18 protein-coding genes are annotated in these 15,463 nt (G+C 38.6%); 16 read left to right on the top strand and 2 right to left on the bottom strand.

Annotated features, from left to right (window positions below; translation table 11 throughout):
• Nucleotides 1–15: 15 nt before the first annotated feature.
• The 9 genes from floA to recO all read left to right on the top strand — a co-directional run bounded on the left by floA (nucleotide 16) and on the right by recO (nucleotide 5,997).
• Nucleotides 16–1,005: a flotillin-like protein FloA gene (gene floA / locus QNJ52_RS03605; RefSeq protein ID WP_219492193.1), complete on the top strand. Its 990-nt coding sequence runs from the start codon at nucleotides 16–18 to the stop codon at nucleotides 1,003–1,005.
• An 11-nt stretch (nucleotides 1,006–1,016) separates the two neighbouring features.
• Entirely contained in the window at nucleotides 1,017–1,559 is a 543-nt protein-coding gene (locus QNJ52_RS03600) for a hypothetical protein (RefSeq protein ID WP_283721895.1), read from the top strand.
• Between the two features lie 132 nt (nucleotides 1,560–1,691).
• Nucleotides 1,692–2,111 carry a PH domain-containing protein gene (locus tag QNJ52_RS03595; protein WP_283721894.1) on the top strand — a complete coding sequence of 140 codons (420 nt, stop codon included), beginning with the start codon at nucleotides 1,692–1,694 and terminating at the stop codon, nucleotides 2,109–2,111.
• 59 nt (nucleotides 2,112–2,170) lie between these two features.
• Nucleotides 2,171–3,115, top strand: coding sequence for a PhoH family protein (locus QNJ52_RS03590; protein ID WP_219492186.1), 945 nt, complete (start codon nucleotides 2,171–2,173; stop codon nucleotides 3,113–3,115).
• On the top strand, nucleotides 3,116–3,580 hold the full coding sequence (gene ybeY, locus QNJ52_RS03585; RefSeq protein WP_219492183.1) for an rRNA maturation RNase YbeY: 465 nt from the start codon (nucleotides 3,116–3,118) through the stop codon (nucleotides 3,578–3,580).
• A complete protein-coding gene (locus QNJ52_RS03580; protein WP_241427514.1) occupies nucleotides 3,580–3,924 on the top strand; it encodes a diacylglycerol kinase family protein in 345 nt (114 codons plus the stop codon). Before ybeY ends, QNJ52_RS03580 begins: the two co-directional genes overlap by 1 nt.
• 11 nt (nucleotides 3,925–3,935) lie before the next feature.
• The gene (gene cdd / locus QNJ52_RS03575) at nucleotides 3,936–4,340 is read left to right on the top strand and encodes a cytidine deaminase (protein ID WP_283721893.1); all 405 of its coding nucleotides are present in this window, start codon (nucleotides 3,936–3,938) and stop codon (nucleotides 4,338–4,340) included.
• Nucleotides 4,340–5,242, top strand: coding sequence for a GTPase Era (gene era, locus QNJ52_RS03570; protein ID WP_120785658.1), 903 nt, complete (start codon nucleotides 4,340–4,342; stop codon nucleotides 5,240–5,242). The genes cdd and era overlap by 1 nt, the downstream gene beginning before the upstream one ends.
• A complete protein-coding gene (gene recO / locus QNJ52_RS03565; RefSeq protein WP_283721892.1) occupies nucleotides 5,242–5,997 on the top strand; it encodes a DNA repair protein RecO in 756 nt (251 codons plus the stop codon). Before era ends, recO begins: the two co-directional genes overlap by 1 nt.
• A 38-nt stretch (nucleotides 5,998–6,035) precedes the next feature.
• Here recO and QNJ52_RS03560 read toward each other — a convergent pair whose 3' ends face one another.
• The gene (locus QNJ52_RS03560) at nucleotides 6,036–7,424 is read right to left on the bottom strand and encodes a glycine--tRNA ligase (protein ID WP_219492174.1); all 1,389 of its coding nucleotides are present in this window, start codon (nucleotides 7,422–7,424) and stop codon (nucleotides 6,036–6,038) included.
• A gap of 283 nt (nucleotides 7,425–7,707) precedes the next feature.
• On the opposite strand from QNJ52_RS03560, the gene ccpN reads away from it, so the two are divergent.
• The 7 genes from ccpN (at nucleotide 7,708) to QNJ52_RS03525 (ending at nucleotide 14,330) form a co-directional block, all read left to right on the top strand.
• The gene (ccpN, locus tag QNJ52_RS03555) at nucleotides 7,708–8,340 is read left to right on the top strand and encodes a transcriptional regulator CcpN (RefSeq protein ID WP_219494835.1); all 633 of its coding nucleotides are present in this window, start codon (nucleotides 7,708–7,710) and stop codon (nucleotides 8,338–8,340) included.
• An 11-nt stretch (nucleotides 8,341–8,351) separates the two neighbouring features.
• The gene (locus QNJ52_RS03550; protein ID WP_219492172.1) at nucleotides 8,352–9,167 is read left to right on the top strand and encodes a pyruvate, water dikinase regulatory protein; all 816 of its coding nucleotides are present in this window, start codon (nucleotides 8,352–8,354) and stop codon (nucleotides 9,165–9,167) included.
• 13 nt (nucleotides 9,168–9,180) lie between these two features.
• A complete protein-coding gene (dnaG, locus tag QNJ52_RS03545; protein WP_283721891.1) occupies nucleotides 9,181–10,932 on the top strand; it encodes a DNA primase in 1,752 nt (583 codons plus the stop codon).
• A gap of 22 nt (nucleotides 10,933–10,954) precedes the next feature.
• On the top strand, nucleotides 10,955–12,055 hold the full coding sequence (rpoD, locus tag QNJ52_RS03540) for an RNA polymerase sigma factor RpoD (RefSeq protein WP_219492167.1): 1,101 nt from the start codon (nucleotides 10,955–10,957) through the stop codon (nucleotides 12,053–12,055).
• Between the two features lie 89 nt (nucleotides 12,056–12,144).
• The gene (locus QNJ52_RS03535) at nucleotides 12,145–12,498 is read left to right on the top strand and encodes a c-type cytochrome (protein WP_219492164.1); all 354 of its coding nucleotides are present in this window, start codon (nucleotides 12,145–12,147) and stop codon (nucleotides 12,496–12,498) included.
• A 76-nt stretch (nucleotides 12,499–12,574) separates the two neighbouring features.
• On the top strand, nucleotides 12,575–13,261 hold the full coding sequence (locus QNJ52_RS03530) for a tRNA (adenine(22)-N(1))-methyltransferase (RefSeq protein WP_219492162.1): 687 nt from the start codon (nucleotides 12,575–12,577) through the stop codon (nucleotides 13,259–13,261).
• Nucleotides 13,248–14,330 carry a Nif3-like dinuclear metal center hexameric protein gene (locus tag QNJ52_RS03525; protein WP_283721890.1) on the top strand — a complete coding sequence of 361 codons (1,083 nt, stop codon included), beginning with the start codon at nucleotides 13,248–13,250 and terminating at the stop codon, nucleotides 14,328–14,330. Before QNJ52_RS03530 ends, QNJ52_RS03525 begins: the two co-directional genes overlap by 14 nt.
• 37 nt (nucleotides 14,331–14,367) lie before the next feature.
• On the opposite strand, the gene QNJ52_RS03520 is transcribed toward QNJ52_RS03525, so the two are convergent.
• Complete coding sequence (locus QNJ52_RS03520; protein ID WP_283721889.1) at nucleotides 14,368–15,336, bottom strand: 4-hydroxy-3-methylbut-2-enyl diphosphate reductase; 969 nt, start codon at nucleotides 15,334–15,336, stop codon at nucleotides 14,368–14,370.
• Nucleotides 15,337–15,463: the final 127 nt, after the last annotated feature.

Here is a 15,463-nt window from a genome sequence, read left to right as displayed (position 1 = left end):
AAAGGAGTGGAATGAATGTCAGGTTTAATAGGTATTGGAATAATTACATTTATCGTTATCGTCTTCTTGATGATATTATTCTCGTTTGTACCAGTAGGGTTATGGATTTCGGCGTTAGCTGCAGGTGTTAAAGTCGGCATTGGTACACTTGTTGGTATGCGTTTACGTCGTGTATCGCCACGTCGCGTTATTGATCCATTGATTAAGGCGCATAAAGCAGGTTTATCATTGACGACGAACCAGTTAGAGTCGCATTATTTAGCAGGTGGGAACGTTGACCGCGTCGTAGATGCAATTATTGCAGCACAACGTGCAGACATTAACTTACCTTTCGAGCGTGGTGCTGCGATTGATTTGGCAGGACGTGACGTGCTAGAGGCGGTACAGATGTCAGTTAACCCGAAAGTTATAGAAACGCCATTTATCGCCGGCGTTGCGATGAATGGTATTGAAGTTAAGGCGAAAGCGCGTATTACAGTGCGTGCAAACATCGAGCGCCTTGTTGGTGGTGCAGGTGAAGAGACGATTGTAGCCCGTGTCGGAGAAGGTATCGTTTCGACAATCGGTTCAAGTCGTTCCCACACATCTGTATTAGAGAACCCGGATATGATTTCTCAGACAGTATTAGGAAAAGGTCTAGACTCTGGAACAGCGTTTGAGATTCTGTCGATTGATATTGCTGATGTAGATATCGGTAAGAATATTGGTGCAGATCTTCAGACAGAGCAAGCGATGGCAGATAAGAATATCGCACAGGCGAAAGCTGAAGAACGACGTGCGATGGCGGTTGCGCAGGAGCAAGAGATGAAAGCGCGTGTTCAAGAGATGCGTGCGAAAGTTGTGGAAGCGGAAGCAGAAGTGCCGCTTGCAATGGCTGAAGCATTAAAGTCTGGTAATATCGGTGTTAAAGAATACTATAACTTAAAGAATATCGAATCAGATACAGGTATGCGCAACGCGATTAACAAGATGACAGATAAGAATGATGATACGCCTAAAAAATAAAGGGTGATTACATGAGTGTAGGTACGATAATATTTATATTGATTGCGGTAATTAGCGGTGTGTCTTCTTTGTTAGATAATGATAAGAAAAAGACCGCTCCTGGTAAAAAGGCTGGAACATCAAAAGGTTTGCGATCAGAATTTCAGAAACAGTTACAGCAAATCGAGGCAACGATAAATCAAGGTATGAATGATAAGTCGACTCGTAATGCCACTACTCAAGCGCGTGGGCAGACAGTTGGTCAAGTGAAGCCGAAGAAAGTTGTGCAGCATCAAAGCAATATAAGAGAGAATGTGAAAGCAAAGGCAGAACAAGCAAGTCTTTCAAGACAGAGTAAGACAGTTGTAACCCAAACTTTCACGTTGGCTGAACAAATCTACAAAATTGAAAATGATCAGAATCTCACACCACGCCAAAAACAGAATCGCATTCAAAGTTTAGTGATGGCACAGGACATTGAAGTTGCAGTAGACGATTTGACGTTTGACAAAGCTGCAGTATTAAATGGTATTATTATGAGCGAAGTGCTCGGCAAGCCGAAATCAATGCAATAATGGTTAACCTTAAGTGATTGTTTCAGTCACTTAAGGTTTTTTAATTTTAATGATGATAATTTATTAGTTTATAGAGAAACTATTAACGTATCATGAATAAAATTTGATAAAATAGAGGTAAGAGGTGATGGCATGAGATATAAAAGTATCGTCAATTCATTTCAGAAGTCGCTACTCGTCATTATTGTTACACTCGTTTCCATTGCATTCTATTTAAATCCATTGACGAGTGGTGTCGCTTCTTTTGTACTTGGGAGTCTCCTTATCTATACGCTGTTAAATGAATTTTATGATATAGAGGGAAATGCGCTTAATATTACGAAAGGTTTTGAGCGTAAAGCGATTAATATTCATGATATTGAATTGTTAAATTGTATGAAAGTACGAGATAATGTGCTGGTAGAAATTTATGGTAAAGAGCAGAAGGTTGTTGTGAAACCTAAGTTAACCTTAGAATTTATTGCGCACTTGAAGAAGGTTAATCCGGATATTCGCATTCAGAACTTCAGTTTAGCCGATTCAATGCTTGATAGAGTCGCTGATATAAAATAATTGTGTGTTATTTCCCAAACTGATAAAGTTAAGGTAACGATAAATAAAGGAGTTTTTGAATGTCTGATATCATTCGCTTTGACAATATAAATGAAGCCCAGGCAATGCTTGGCAATAACGACGAACATTTAAATTATCTTGAGGAATTTTATGGTGTGGAATTGCATACGCGTGGTCAGGAACTTACGATACATGGTCAAGCTGATGCGATTTCGAAGGCTGAGGTCGTTATCAGAAGTTTGCTTAAGATTATTCAAAAAGGTACGAATATTACGTTACGTGATGTACAGTCTGCTGTTCAGATGTCTGAGAAAGGCACGATTCATTATTTAAGTGATCTGTACGATGAAGAAATAACAAAAGACGCTACTGGAAAGTCTATCCGTGCAAAGACGATGGGTCAACGATTATATGCCCATCAGATAAAGAAGAATGATCTCGTGATTGGTATTGGACCTGCTGGGACAGGGAAGACATTTCTAGCAGTTGTAATGGCCGCCCAGAGTTTACGTAGCGGAAAGGTGAAGCGTATCGTATTAACACGTCCAGCTGTTGAAGCGGGTGAGTCCCTTGGATTCTTACCCGGAGACTTGAAAGAGAAGGTAGATCCATACTTACGTCCGTTATATGATGGCTTGCATTTTGTACTCGGTGCAGAGCATACAGCTCGACTCATTGAACGTGGGGTGATTGAAATTGCACCGCTTGCATATATGCGTGGCCGTACATTAGAAGATGCCTTCGTTATATTGGATGAGGCACAGAATACGACACATGCTCAAATGAAGATGTTCTTAACACGACTAGGGTTTGGCTCTAAGATGGTCATTACGGGTGATGAAACACAAATTGACCTACCTAAAGGTGTTAAGAGTGGTCTGATTGAAGCGGTTCACCGCTTAAACGGTGTAAAAGGGATAGAAATCCATTATTTTGATGGTGCTGATGTTGTGAGACACCCGCTCGTTGGAAAGATAATCAATGCATACGAAGGAGACGTTTAAATGTTAACAGTAGATTTTATTGATGATAATGCACAAATTGATGCAAAGCACTTACCAGAAATTGAGCGTTTGCTCATTTTTGCTGCCGAGCAGGAAGGAATTAATGAAGAGGCTGAAGTTGCAGTGTCATTTGTAGACGAAAATGAAATTCAGGCAATTAATAAAGCATACCGCAATAAGGATGCAGTAACAGACGTCATCAGTTTTGCCCTTGAAGAAGGCGAGGATGACTTTGAAATGCCTGATGCACCACGTGTGCTGGGAGACATCATTATCTGTGTAAAAAGAGCTTTGGAACAGGCTGAAGAGTATGGTCATTCTTTTGAGCGTGAGCTAGGTTTCTTATCGTTGCATGGTTTACTACATCTTCTAGGATATGATCATATGAATGAAGCAGATGAAACACGTATGTTTGGGCGTCAGGATGAAATATTAAATGCATTCGGATTACGAAGAGATGTATGATCAAACGATTTAAACATCCAATTGCAGGACTTGTTATATTATTACAAAAGGATAAAAATTTTATCCTGCATTTAATTGCTGCTTTATTCGTAATCATTATTAGTGTATTATTTAATATCACGAGAACGGAATGGTTGTTTATCATTATTGCAATAAGTGCAGTTCTCTTTATGGAAGTGATCAATACGTCTGTTGAATATGTTGTAGATCTCGTAACAGATGAGTATCACCCGTTAGCGAAGTACGCAAAAGACACAGCAAGTCTTGCGGTATTAATTGCATCCATGATGAGCCTGCTTATTGGTATGATTATTTTTATACCGTACATATTGAAGTTATTCTAGGAGGAATGATCATGGAATTCAAACAGGAATGGTTAGAGGGCGTAATTCGCGCTCAGGAAAAAGCACATGCACCGTATTCAAACTTTAAAGTAGGTGCCTATTTAATTACGAAGGACGGCAAAACTTTCGATGGTTGTAACGTAGAGAATGCTGCATATGGTGACTGCATCTGTGCGGAGCGTACAGCGCTAGTATCAGCGATTGCAGATGGTTATAAGCCAGGTGACTTTGAAGTATTGGTTGTTACAACAGATACTGATGCACCATCATCGCCATGTGGTTCATGTCGACAAGTGATCAAGGAGTTATGCGATGATGAAATGCCTGTATTCTTAACGAATGTTAAAGGTGATGTTATCGCACGTACTGTCGACGATTTATTGCCGCTTGGTTTCTCAGGAAAGGATTTGAAATAATGTCAAATGAATTTAAGTCAGGGTTTGTTGCGATTATTGGACGCCCGAATGTAGGGAAATCTACATTTATGAATAAAGTACTTGGACAGAAAGTAGCGATAATGTCAGATAAAGCACAGACGACACGCAATAAAGTACAAGGTGTTTTAACGACAGAACAGTCACAAATCATCTTTATCGATACACCTGGTATTCATAAACCGAAACATATGCTTGGTGATTATATGATGAAAGTAGCGAAGAACACGTTACGTGAAGTTGATGCAATCATGTTCATGGTCAATGTAGAAGAGAGTATCGGCCGTGGAGATGAATTTATTATTGAACTACTTAAGAATAACCGCACACCGATATTCTTAGTATTAAACAAAATCGATAAGATACATCCTGACGAGCTGATTAAAGAAATCGAGAAGTATAAGGACTTATTGCCGTTTGCAGAGATTGTACCGATTTCAGCATTACAAGGTAATAATGTTGACCATCTTGTAAAAGTCATTGAAGGATATATGCCGGAAGGACCGATGTACTATCCGAAAGATCAGATTTCAGATCATCCGGAAGAGTTTATCGTGGCAGAACTTATCCGTGAAAAAGCGCTTCATTTAACAAGCCAGGAAATCCCGCATGCAATTGGTGTGCAGGTGGAGAAGATGGTCAAAGAATCAGAAGAACGTGTTCATATTGAAGCGACGATCTATATCGAACGAGATTCTCAAAAAGGGATTATTATCGGTAAACAAGGGTCAATGCTTAAAAAGATTGGACAGCTTGCCCGTAAAGATATCGAGATGTTACTAGGTTCTAAAGTGTATTTGGAGCTATGGGTGAAAGTACAGAAGGACTGGAGAAATAAACCGAATTTCATACGACAAATTGGCTATAGAGAAGACGAGTATTAATGCTTAAGAAAGCTGTAGGTATCGTCATTAGACGTGTCGCTTATGGTGATAATCATCTGATTATCACCTTTTTGAATGAAGCGGGGGTTAAAGTTGCGTTAATGGCAAGGAATGCCCGTAAATCAACAAAGTATGGTGCGGGATTAGATTTGTTCTATGAAAATTTGTTTATTTTCTCTCAGTTCAAAGGAATGGGTACATTGTCTTCGGTGGATACAATTAACAGTCATTATGAAATACGTGAAGATATCTATGTGATGACGTATGCACAGTACGTTGTTGAACTGATTGATCGTGCACTTGAAGAAGATGAGACGAATCCATATGCATATCAGTTACTTAAAGTCGCGTTGACACATATGGAGCGAAGTGATAATGCGAGACTTATTGCGCTGCTAGTGAGTATTAAATGTATGCCGCTCTATGGCTATGTACCAAATTTTAAGTACAGTACTTATGATGGCAACATGGCACATAAAGATTTTATTGCGTATTCGTTTCAATTTAATAGCGTGATAACGCAAGAGGCACTCAATGAAGATCCACATGCAATCCCTATGACGAATAAGAGTCTCTATATGCTTTATCTGCTCAGTGAAGTACCGATTGAAAGTTTAAGCTCTATAAATATTGAACACAGTTTAATCGACGAGATGGAAACACTCGTGTATAAGATGTATGATGAATTTATAGGTGTCTTTATCAAGTCTAGGAAGATTCTGGAGCAGATGAGAAGACTAGATAATTGTAAATAAAGAAGCGAGTTCATGAAAATGAACCCGCTTTTATCATTTTAAAACTTAATTTTTTCATCTAAAAATGCTTTTACTTCGCTGATTGGCATACGTACTTGTTCCATCGTATCACGGTCACGAACTGTAACTTGATTATCTTCTAACGAATCAAAGTCAAATGTGATACAGAATGGTGTACCGATTTCATCTTGTCTTCTGTAACGTTTACCAATTGACTGACTTTCATCAAAGTCGATGGCAAAGTATGTGCTGAGTTCTTCATATACTTTCATCGCATCTGGTGAGAGCTTTTTACTCAGTGGTAAGATCGCAGCTTTATATGGTGCGAGTGCCGGATGGAAGTGCATCACTGTACGTGTATCTCCACCTTCTAATGTCTCTTCTTCAAATGCATCGCATAAGAATGCTAACGTTACACGGTCTGCCCCTAATGAGGGTTCAATACAGTATGGTACATATTTTTCGTTCGTTTCCTGGTCGTGGTAGCTGAAGTCATCTCCACTTGCTGCCATATGCGCTTTTAAGTCGAAGTCTGTACGGCTTGCGATACCCCATAGCTCACCCCAGCCGAATGGGAACTTATATTCGATATCTGTTGTTGCATTAGAGTAGTGAGATAATTCGTCTTCATCATGGTCACGAAGTTTCGTATTCTCTTCTTTAATACCTAAATCTTTCAGCCATTTCGCTGCAAAGTTCTTCCAGTATTCCTGCCACTCAATTTCAGTGCCTGGTTTACAGAAGAATTCTAATTCCATCTGTTCGAATTCTCGTGTTCTGAAGATAAAGTTACCTGGTGTGATTTCATTACGGAATGATTTCCCTACTTGTGCAATACCGAATGGAAGTTTCTTACGCATTGAGCGTTGAACGTTCTTGTAATTTACAAAGATACCCTGTGCTGTTTCAGGGCGTAAGAAAATCTCATTTGTAGATGATTCAGTGACCCCTTGGAATGTTTTGAACATCAAGTTGAACTGGCGGATTTCAGTCCAGTTTGCTGTACCTGATACAGGACATACAATCCCTTTGTCATCGATAAATTGTTTCATTTCGTCAAAGCTCATACCGTCAGCGATAAAGTGTTCATCACCTTGTGCGTGCATATAATCTTCAATTAATTTATCTGCACGGTAACGAATCTTAGAATCTTTGTTATCGATCATAGGATCGTTAAAGTTAGATAAGTGACCACTCGCTTCCCAAGTTTTTGGGTTCATCAGAATCGCGGCATCAAGACCTACGTTATAAGGTGATTGCTGAACGAATTTTTGCCACCATGCACGTTTTACATTGTTTTTAAGTTCTACACCTAACGGACCGTAATCCCAAGTGTTAGCAAGCCCACCGTAGATTTCGCTGCCAGGAAAGACGAAGCCTCTGTGTTTTGCAAGATTAACAATTGTTTCCATGTTTTTTTCTGCCATAATATGACCTCCTATTAATTTAGAGTAAACAAAAAAGTCCCAAGGCAATCAAGCCTTGGGACGAGTATATAAACCCGCGGTTCCACCCAAATTAGTGTTTACTCACTTTTATAAATGTTAAGTTATGATATTGCGCCAATTATTCTGTTAAGCTCACACCACCCTTAACTCGCTTAATATGAATATATCATCTTTCTTACTAAGACTCAAGATGTTAGACATGTCATTTGTAAAAATTGCAGTTGATGGGTATAATAAAGTTATTAAATTGTGCATGTTTGGGGTGTTTACGATAGAACTGAATAAAAGGCAGGAAAAGATAATACAGATTGTAAAAAACAATGGCCCCATTACTGGAGAGAAGATTGCTGAGAAATTGAGTTTAACACGAGCAACATTAAGACCAGATTTAGCAATCCTGACTATGGCTGGCTACTTAGATGCGAGACCACGAGTGGGTTACTTTTACACGGGTAAGTCAAGCACACAGCTCTTATCAGCTTCTATTAAGAAGTTTAAGGTGAAAGATTTTCAGTCTATACCGGTCGTCATCCACGAAGACATTTCAGCTTATGATGCAATTTGTACGATGTTTCTGGAGGATGTAGGTACACTTTTTGTGACAAATCATGAAAATCATCTTGTTGGTGTATGCTCTCGTAAAGATCTGCTCCGTGCATCGATGGGTAATCAGGAGATTCATAATCTGCCGGTAAATGTCTTTATGTCCCGTATGCCAAATATTTCTGTATGTGTACAGGATGATCTGCTCATATATGCGGCAAATCTATTGATAGAGAAACAGATTGATTCGTTACCAGTTGTACAGAAGTCAGGAGAACATTATGAAGTGACAGGGCGTATCACTAAGACAACGATTACGCGTGCCTTTGTGTCACTAATTGAGGATGAATAGGGGATAAATTTATGAAAGAAATTAGGTTAATCATCGCATCGGATTCTGTAGGGGAGACTGCAGAACTCGTTACGAAAGCATGTGTATCTCAATTTAATCTACTTAATAATGTGATTGATACGATACGACTACCTTATATCGAGACAACCGAGAATGTTGATGAAGTTATTAATCTGTCAAAGGAACAGGAATCGATTGTTGTCTATACACTTGTTAAACCAGCGATCAGAAAGTATATGCAGCAGCAGCTTGAGGCTTTTGCTATTAAGAGTGTCGATATAATGGGTCCTTTGATGACAGTGCTGGTTGATGTTTTAGACGAGCATCCCTTAAATGAACCAGGTATCGTACATAAGTTAGATGAAGATTATTTCAAGAAAATAGAAGCCATTGAATTTGCCGTAAAATACGATGACGGAAGAGATGTGCGTGGTTTAGCTAAAGCAGATATCGTGCTGGTAGGCGTCTCTCGTACATCTAAGACGCCGCTAAGTCAATACTTAGCGCATAAGCGATATAAGGTAATGAACGTGCCGCTTGTACCCGAAGTTGATCCACCTGAGCAGCTGTTTGATATAGATCCATCCAAGTGCATCGCCTTAAAAATTGATCCAGCTAAGCTAAACAAGATAAGAGTGGAACGTCTTGCTCAACTTGGGTTAAAGAATGATGCGAACTATGCTAAGGATGACCGTATTCATGAAGAACTTGACTATTTCCATTCGATTGTCGATAGAATTGGATGTAAGGTGATTGATGTTTCGAATAAAGCGATAGAAGAAACAGCGAACGAAATTATTAAGATTGTTACTGAGAATCAACGTTAAAGAGGTGCATAATTTGCATATAGAGCCAGAGTTAATACATGAAATCCAACAGAAGAACGATATATTGGACGTTGTCAGTCAATATGTGAAATTAGAAAAAAGGGGACGAAACTACATCGGTTTATGTCCCTTTCATGATGAAAAGACTCCTTCGTTTTCTGTCTCGGTAGAAAAACAGATCTGCCACTGCTTCGGCTGTAAAAAAGGTGGTAATGTTTTTCAGTTTATAGAGCAGATTGAAGCCATCAGCTTTATAGAAGCGGTGAAGATACTAGGTGAGCGTGCAGGGATAGAAGTTAAGACTGACGACGGTACGCCTCAAGCAGATAATGAACAGAGCAAGATGATTGCGATGCATGAAGCGATGGCACATTATTATAACTATGTGCTTAAGGCGATTGAACAAGCTGAGCCGGCACTTAAGTATTTGTATTCAAGAGGATTTACAGATGAACAGATTGCACGTGAGAAAATAGGTTATAGTCCTAACGTGTCAACATTTACCCGTGATTATTTAAAGAATAAAGGCTATGATGAGGCACTTGCCTATGATGCAGGTCTGCTGAGTCGTAATGAAGAAACGATATCCTACTTTGACCGGTTTAGAAACCGTATCATGTTTCCTATCAAGGACTTCCGCGGTAAAGTTATCGGTTTTTCGGCGCGCTCGATTGATGGGAGCGAACCCAAGTATTTAAACAGTCCTGAAACTTTAATTTTCCAAAAAAGAAATGTGCTTTATCACATTGATGTTGCAAGAAAACCGATTCGTAATCAAGATGAAGTTATTTTGCTGGAAGGATTTATGGACGTCCTTAAACTTAATGAAACTGGAATATTAAACGCGATTGCAACGATGGGTACGGCACTTAGCCGTGAGCATATCCTACAGCTGAAGAAACTGGCATCGAATATTACATTGATGTATGATGGCGACCGAGCGGGTATCGAAGCCACTCTTAAAATCGGTAAGCAGTTAAATCAAGAAGGTATGAATGTATTTGTTGTACCGATGAAAAAAGGATACGATCCTGATGAGATGATTACAGAACTTGGAACGGATAAATTTTTAAGTTATTTTAATCATAATAAGCTTACTTATGTGAGCTTTTATATGCGCCATTATCTCGATGAAATTAAGAATAATGATCTTGCCTATGAAAAACATTTGAATAACGTTATCGAAGATGCTAAACTAATGAATTCCGAGCATTTACAGAAAAAAGTATTGCATGAAATCACCGAGTTGTTTAATGTAGACTTTGACAGCTTAAAATTCAAAGTACAGAAGGATAATAGAAGACAAGCGCGTATGCCGACATTTGAAAGTGAGACACTGTCACGACAATTGTTAGCTGAGCGTACTGTGCTGAAATATTTTATGAATGATCGTATGCTTTTTATGCAATTTGAAGATCAGATTACAGAAGAGCATTTTAGCGTCAAAGTTCATGAGATGATTTATAAAGCATTAAGTGGGTACTATAAAATAGAAGAGACATTTATGCTAAGCAAATTCTCATCACATGTTCCACATGAATGCCATGAAACTTGTCTGAAAATTGATGCTATGCTCGTAAATCATGAGCCTTCTATCGAAGAAGTCAATGATTACCTTTATGTCTTTCAGCAGGAACCGAAAGAAATAGAACAGCTGCAATCGTTAAAGGCACAACTTAGCGATGCTGTAAGTACAGAGAATCATGAAAAGCGTGCGCAGCTTATGCGTGAAATTATTAATTTACAACGACAAAAGAAACAGTAGATTCTACAGGGGGTTAAACATTATGGCCAAAAAAGAAACGAAAAAAAATAAAGACGATGTATTATTAACAATTGACCAGGTTAAAGCACAGTTGATAGAGACTGGTAAGAAAAATGGTCATCTCAGTCACGAAGAGATTGCAGATAAACTGCAGAACTTCGAAATGGATTCTGATCATATGGATGAATTCTTTGAAGCAATTGCTGAGAATGATATTACATTAATTAATGAAAAAGATGCACAAGATACGGACGACAAGATTAATTTAAACGATCTTTCAGCACCACCAGGTGTTAAGATTAATGACCCTGTACGTATGTATCTAAAAGAAATTGGTCGTGTAAATTTATTAAGTGCAGAAGAAGAAATTGAACTTGCGAAACGAATTGAACAAGGTGATGAAGAAGCGAAAGCGAGACTTGCAGAAGCAAACTTACGTCTTGTGGTTAGTATTGCGAAGCGTTATGTTGGGCGTGGTATGCTGTTCCTTGATTTGATTCAGGAAGGAAATATGGGTCTTATAAAAGCGGTTGAGAAATTTGACTTTACAAAAGGCTTTAAATTTTCGACTTACGCAACGTGGTGGATTCGTCAGGCGATAACACGTGCAATTGCTGACCAGGCACGTACAATTCGAATTCCGGTTCATATGGTTGAAACAATCAATAAGTTAATTCGTGTACAACGTCAGTTACTGCAAGATTTAGGTCGTGATCCTTCTCCAGAAGAGATTGGCGAAGAAATGGATCTGCCAGCGGAAAAAGTAAGAGAAATCTTGAAGATTGCTCAGGAACCAGTTTCTCTTGAAACACCGATTGGAGAAGAAGATGACAGCCATCTAGGTGATTTCATTGAGGATCAGGATGCACAAAGTCCCGCAGATCATGCAGCTTATGAACTTCTGAAAGAACAGTTAGAGGACGTACTTGATACCCTGACGGACAGAGAAGAAAATGTCCTGCGCTTAAGATTTGGACTAGATGATGGTCGTACACGCACACTTGAGGAAGTTGGTAAGGTGTTTGGAGTAACACGTGAACGTATCAGACAGATAGAAGCAAAGGCACTCAGAAAGTTACGTCATCCATCAAGAAGTAAACGCTTAAAAGATTTTATGGATTAATTAAATTAAATTGTGAAAAGTCTTTGACAATCCTACTTTTTAATATAAAATAGATATGTATATGGTGAATTTAAAGGGAGGTTAATTGAATGAATCGTAATCCAGTGATACCGTTTATACTTATTATGCTTATGGGTGTAGGTCTTATTTTCTTTATGTCAGCACACGGTGCAAACAAAGGAGAAGAGAAGGGCGAAGACGGTGCTAAAACTGAACAGAAATTTGATGCAAAAACATTTGCTAAAGACAACTGTACTTCTTGTCATGGTCAAAACTTAGAAGGCGGTATGGGTCCTAAATTAGCGGGGAACTCTAAAGACGCAGGTGCTTTAAAGAAAGTTATCCGTGAAGGTAAAGGTGCGATGCCAGCACATGACGAAGCAACAATTTCTGATAAAGATCTAGATACTTTAGTTAAGTATCTTAAAGATGGTGCTAAATAATAATTTACAATATGAGAGGATGGGACAACGTTGTCTCATCCTCTTTTAGATTGAATGAAATGAAAGGATAAACGCGATGATAAATAACAGATTATTGGCAGTTGCAACATATATCAATCACGAAAAACTAGCAGATATCGGTTCAGACCATGCGTATCTTCCGATATATGCAATAGAACAAGGCAAAGTAAAAAGTGCTGTTGCAGGTGAAGTTGTAAAGGGTCCATTTATGTCAGCAGTAGAAAATGTAAAGAAGTATGCACTGGACAGTAAGATAGATGTCAGACTTGGAGACGGCCTTGATGTAATTGAGCAGAATGAAGTAGACTGCATTACCATTTGCGGGATGGGTGGTCCATTAATCAGTGAGATTTTAAATAACGGTAAAGGAAAACTTACACATTATCCGACACTTATACTGCAAAGTAATATTCATACAGAAGCAGTTAGGCGTAGATTGATAGCATTAGGCTACATGATAAAAGATGAAGTCATTATGAAAGAGCGTAAACACGTATACGAAATTATCGTTGCTGAACGAAATGATATAGACGTAACGTATAATGAAAGAGAGTTAAAGTTTGGTCCGGTGTTATTAAATAAAAAGGACGATGTTTTTAAGGAGAAGTGGTTACGTGAGTATCATCATCTGCAAACAGTATATGAAGCGATAAAATTAGAAGAAAGACACTCTGAAAAAGCATCACAGCTACTGAACGATATTGAAACTCTAAAGGAGGTCTTAGACATTGAAAATTTGTGAATTACAGCAGATTATTCATAACGAAATTCCGAAGTACACAGCGGAATCCTGGGACAATGTTGGACTATTAATCGGAGATGAATCGACAGAAGTGACAGGGGTTCTGACAACATTAGACTGTACAGAGGAAGTTATTGATGAAGCAATTACGTATGGTATCAATACAATTATTTGTCACCATCCGCTTATTTTTAGCGGCATAAAACAAATTAATGCCGGAGGATACGGCAATGTCATGCGCCATGCAATTAAGCATGATATTCAAGTGATTGCGATGCATACAAATTTAGATAACTACAAATATGGTGTGAGTTATATGATCGGTAAACAAATTGGTTTGAAGGATCAGACGATTCTGTTACGTGAATCTAGAAAGCTTTGCAAATTACAGTTGTTTGTACCGAATGATCATGCCGCGCAAATGAAAGGTGCATTAGCGCAAATTGGTGCCGGACAAATTGGAGAATATGCACATTGCTTCTATACAACAGAAGGTACAGGAGAATTTATGCCATTATCAAGTGCAAATCCATTTGTAGGTAAGAAAGGTGAGATCCATTACGAACAGGAAATGAAGATTGAGTGTGTATTTGAACCTCAATTAAGGCAGCAAGTAGAGAAAGTCATTATGGATGTACACCCGTACGAAACGCCTGCATATGATATATTTGAATATGACGTTCCGGCAGATTATGGTACGGGGACTATCGGTAGGATTGAAGAAATGAAGGTTCACGAGCTTGCTGAAATTTTAAAAGATAAGCTTGATATTCCGTCTGTTAAAGTAATTGGTAATTTAAATGCCCAGCTTACGTCAATTTCTATTATTGGTGGTGCCGGCGTATCGTATATGGATCAAATTGCAGGACGAGCTGATGTGTTTTTAACTGGGGATATCAAGTACCATGAAGCACATGATTTACTGATGAAAGGACAAATCGCAATTGATATCGGTCATTATAGTGAATATGTAATGAGAGAAGGACTGAAAGTGATAATTCATGGCCTGATACCTGAAATTACAGTTATCGCATCAACGACAAATACTAATCCGTTTAATGAAATATAAATAAAAGTGCCATCGTCTACTGACGATGGCACTTTTGTTAATCTAATATTTTGACAGGGGCTGCGTTTTTAATTTTAGGTAAGATCTTTTCAACTGGTACACCAGACGTTTCAGGTATAGGAGTAATATTTAGTGGATCATAGCCTTTAATATAGTCAATCACTTCTTTAACGATCGGTGTAGGTGTAGAAGCTCCTGCTGTAACTGCAATCGTTGATTTTCCCTCAAGCCACTCTAACTTTAATTCACTGATATCTGAAATACGATAGGCTTCGGTATGTGCGATTTCTTTTGAAACTTGTGCGAGTCTGTTAGAGTTATTACTTTTAGGGTCACCGACAACGATTAGAACATCCGCACTTGGAGCCTGATTTGCAACGGCTTCCTGTCTCACTTGTGTTGCGAGACATATTTCTTCATGCACTTCAATATGCGGAAACTTCTCTTCTAAGTCTTCCATCAGATGTTTAACATCCCACTGACTCATTGTTGTTTGATTTGTTACAATGAGTTTCTGATCATTTAATGATTCAGGTAATTGTTCGATATCCTGCTTGTTTTCTACAAGATGAACGATATCCGGAGCAACACCCACTGCTCCTTCAGGTTCAGGGTGACCTTTCTTACCGATATAGATGACATGATATCCGTCAGCTTTCTTACGACGAATCAATGTATGTGTATTTTCAACATCTGGACAAGTGGCATCGATACAGACAAGGCCTTTTTCTTTTGCAAGACGTTTTACTTCTGGACTTACACCATGTGCTGTGAAGATGACCGTTCCAGTTTCAATCTGTTCTAAGATTTCAAGTCGGTTAGGACCATCCAATGTAATAATGCCGTCACTTTCAAATGCATCTGTGACATGTTTATTATGAACGATCATACCAAGTATATAAATAGGACGTGGTAGGGTTTTGTCTAAGGATGCGTTACGTGCGATGACCATTGCATCGACTACGCCATAACAATAGCCACGAGGTGTAATTTTAATGATTTCCATTATTGTGCCTCCAATTCATGAATCAGTACCATTATCATACCATTTATAATATGGTTTTAAAAATGTTTACTTTCTTTTTAGTAATGTTTCCTATATAATACATTAGATGAAGAAAAAGAGGAGGATT

Source organism: Macrococcus sp. S115 (assembly GCF_030067655.1).
Lineage (GTDB): Bacteria > Bacillota > Bacilli > Staphylococcales > Staphylococcaceae > Macrococcoides > Macrococcoides psychrotolerans.
Note: the sequence above shows the minus strand (reverse complement) of the source record. Positions and strands in the feature narration are given on the sequence as shown.

Excerpts from the sequence above, each read along its gene's own strand:
- floA (WP_219492193.1), top strand. The coding sequence starts at position 16 with ATGTCAGGTTTAATAGGTATTGGAATAATTACATTTATCGTTATCGTC.
- QNJ52_RS03600 (WP_283721895.1), top strand. The coding sequence starts at position 1,017 with ATGAGTGTAGGTACGATAATATTTATATTGATTGCGGTAATTAGCGGT.
- QNJ52_RS03595 (WP_283721894.1), top strand. The coding sequence starts at position 1,692 with ATGAGATATAAAAGTATCGTCAATTCATTTCAGAAGTCGCTACTCGTC.
- QNJ52_RS03590 (WP_219492186.1), top strand. The coding sequence starts at position 2,171 with ATGTCTGATATCATTCGCTTTGACAATATAAATGAAGCCCAGGCAATG.
- ybeY (WP_219492183.1), top strand. The coding sequence starts at position 3,116 with ATGTTAACAGTAGATTTTATTGATGATAATGCACAAATTGATGCAAAG.
- cdd (WP_283721893.1), top strand. The coding sequence starts at position 3,936 with ATGGAATTCAAACAGGAATGGTTAGAGGGCGTAATTCGCGCTCAGGAA.
- era (WP_120785658.1), top strand. The coding sequence starts at position 4,340 with ATGTCAAATGAATTTAAGTCAGGGTTTGTTGCGATTATTGGACGCCCG.
- recO (WP_283721892.1), top strand. The coding sequence starts at position 5,242 with ATGCTTAAGAAAGCTGTAGGTATCGTCATTAGACGTGTCGCTTATGGT.
- QNJ52_RS03560 (WP_219492174.1), bottom strand. The coding sequence starts at position 7,424 with ATGGCAGAAAAAAACATGGAAACAATTGTTAATCTTGCAAAACACAGA.
- QNJ52_RS03550 (WP_219492172.1), top strand. The coding sequence starts at position 8,352 with ATGAAAGAAATTAGGTTAATCATCGCATCGGATTCTGTAGGGGAGACT.
- rpoD (WP_219492167.1), top strand. The coding sequence starts at position 10,955 with ATGGCCAAAAAAGAAACGAAAAAAAATAAAGACGATGTATTATTAACA.
- QNJ52_RS03535 (WP_219492164.1), top strand. The coding sequence starts at position 12,145 with ATGAATCGTAATCCAGTGATACCGTTTATACTTATTATGCTTATGGGT.
- QNJ52_RS03530 (WP_219492162.1), top strand. The coding sequence starts at position 12,575 with ATGATAAATAACAGATTATTGGCAGTTGCAACATATATCAATCACGAA.
- QNJ52_RS03520 (WP_283721889.1), bottom strand. The coding sequence starts at position 15,336 with ATGGAAATCATTAAAATTACACCTCGTGGCTATTGTTATGGCGTAGTC.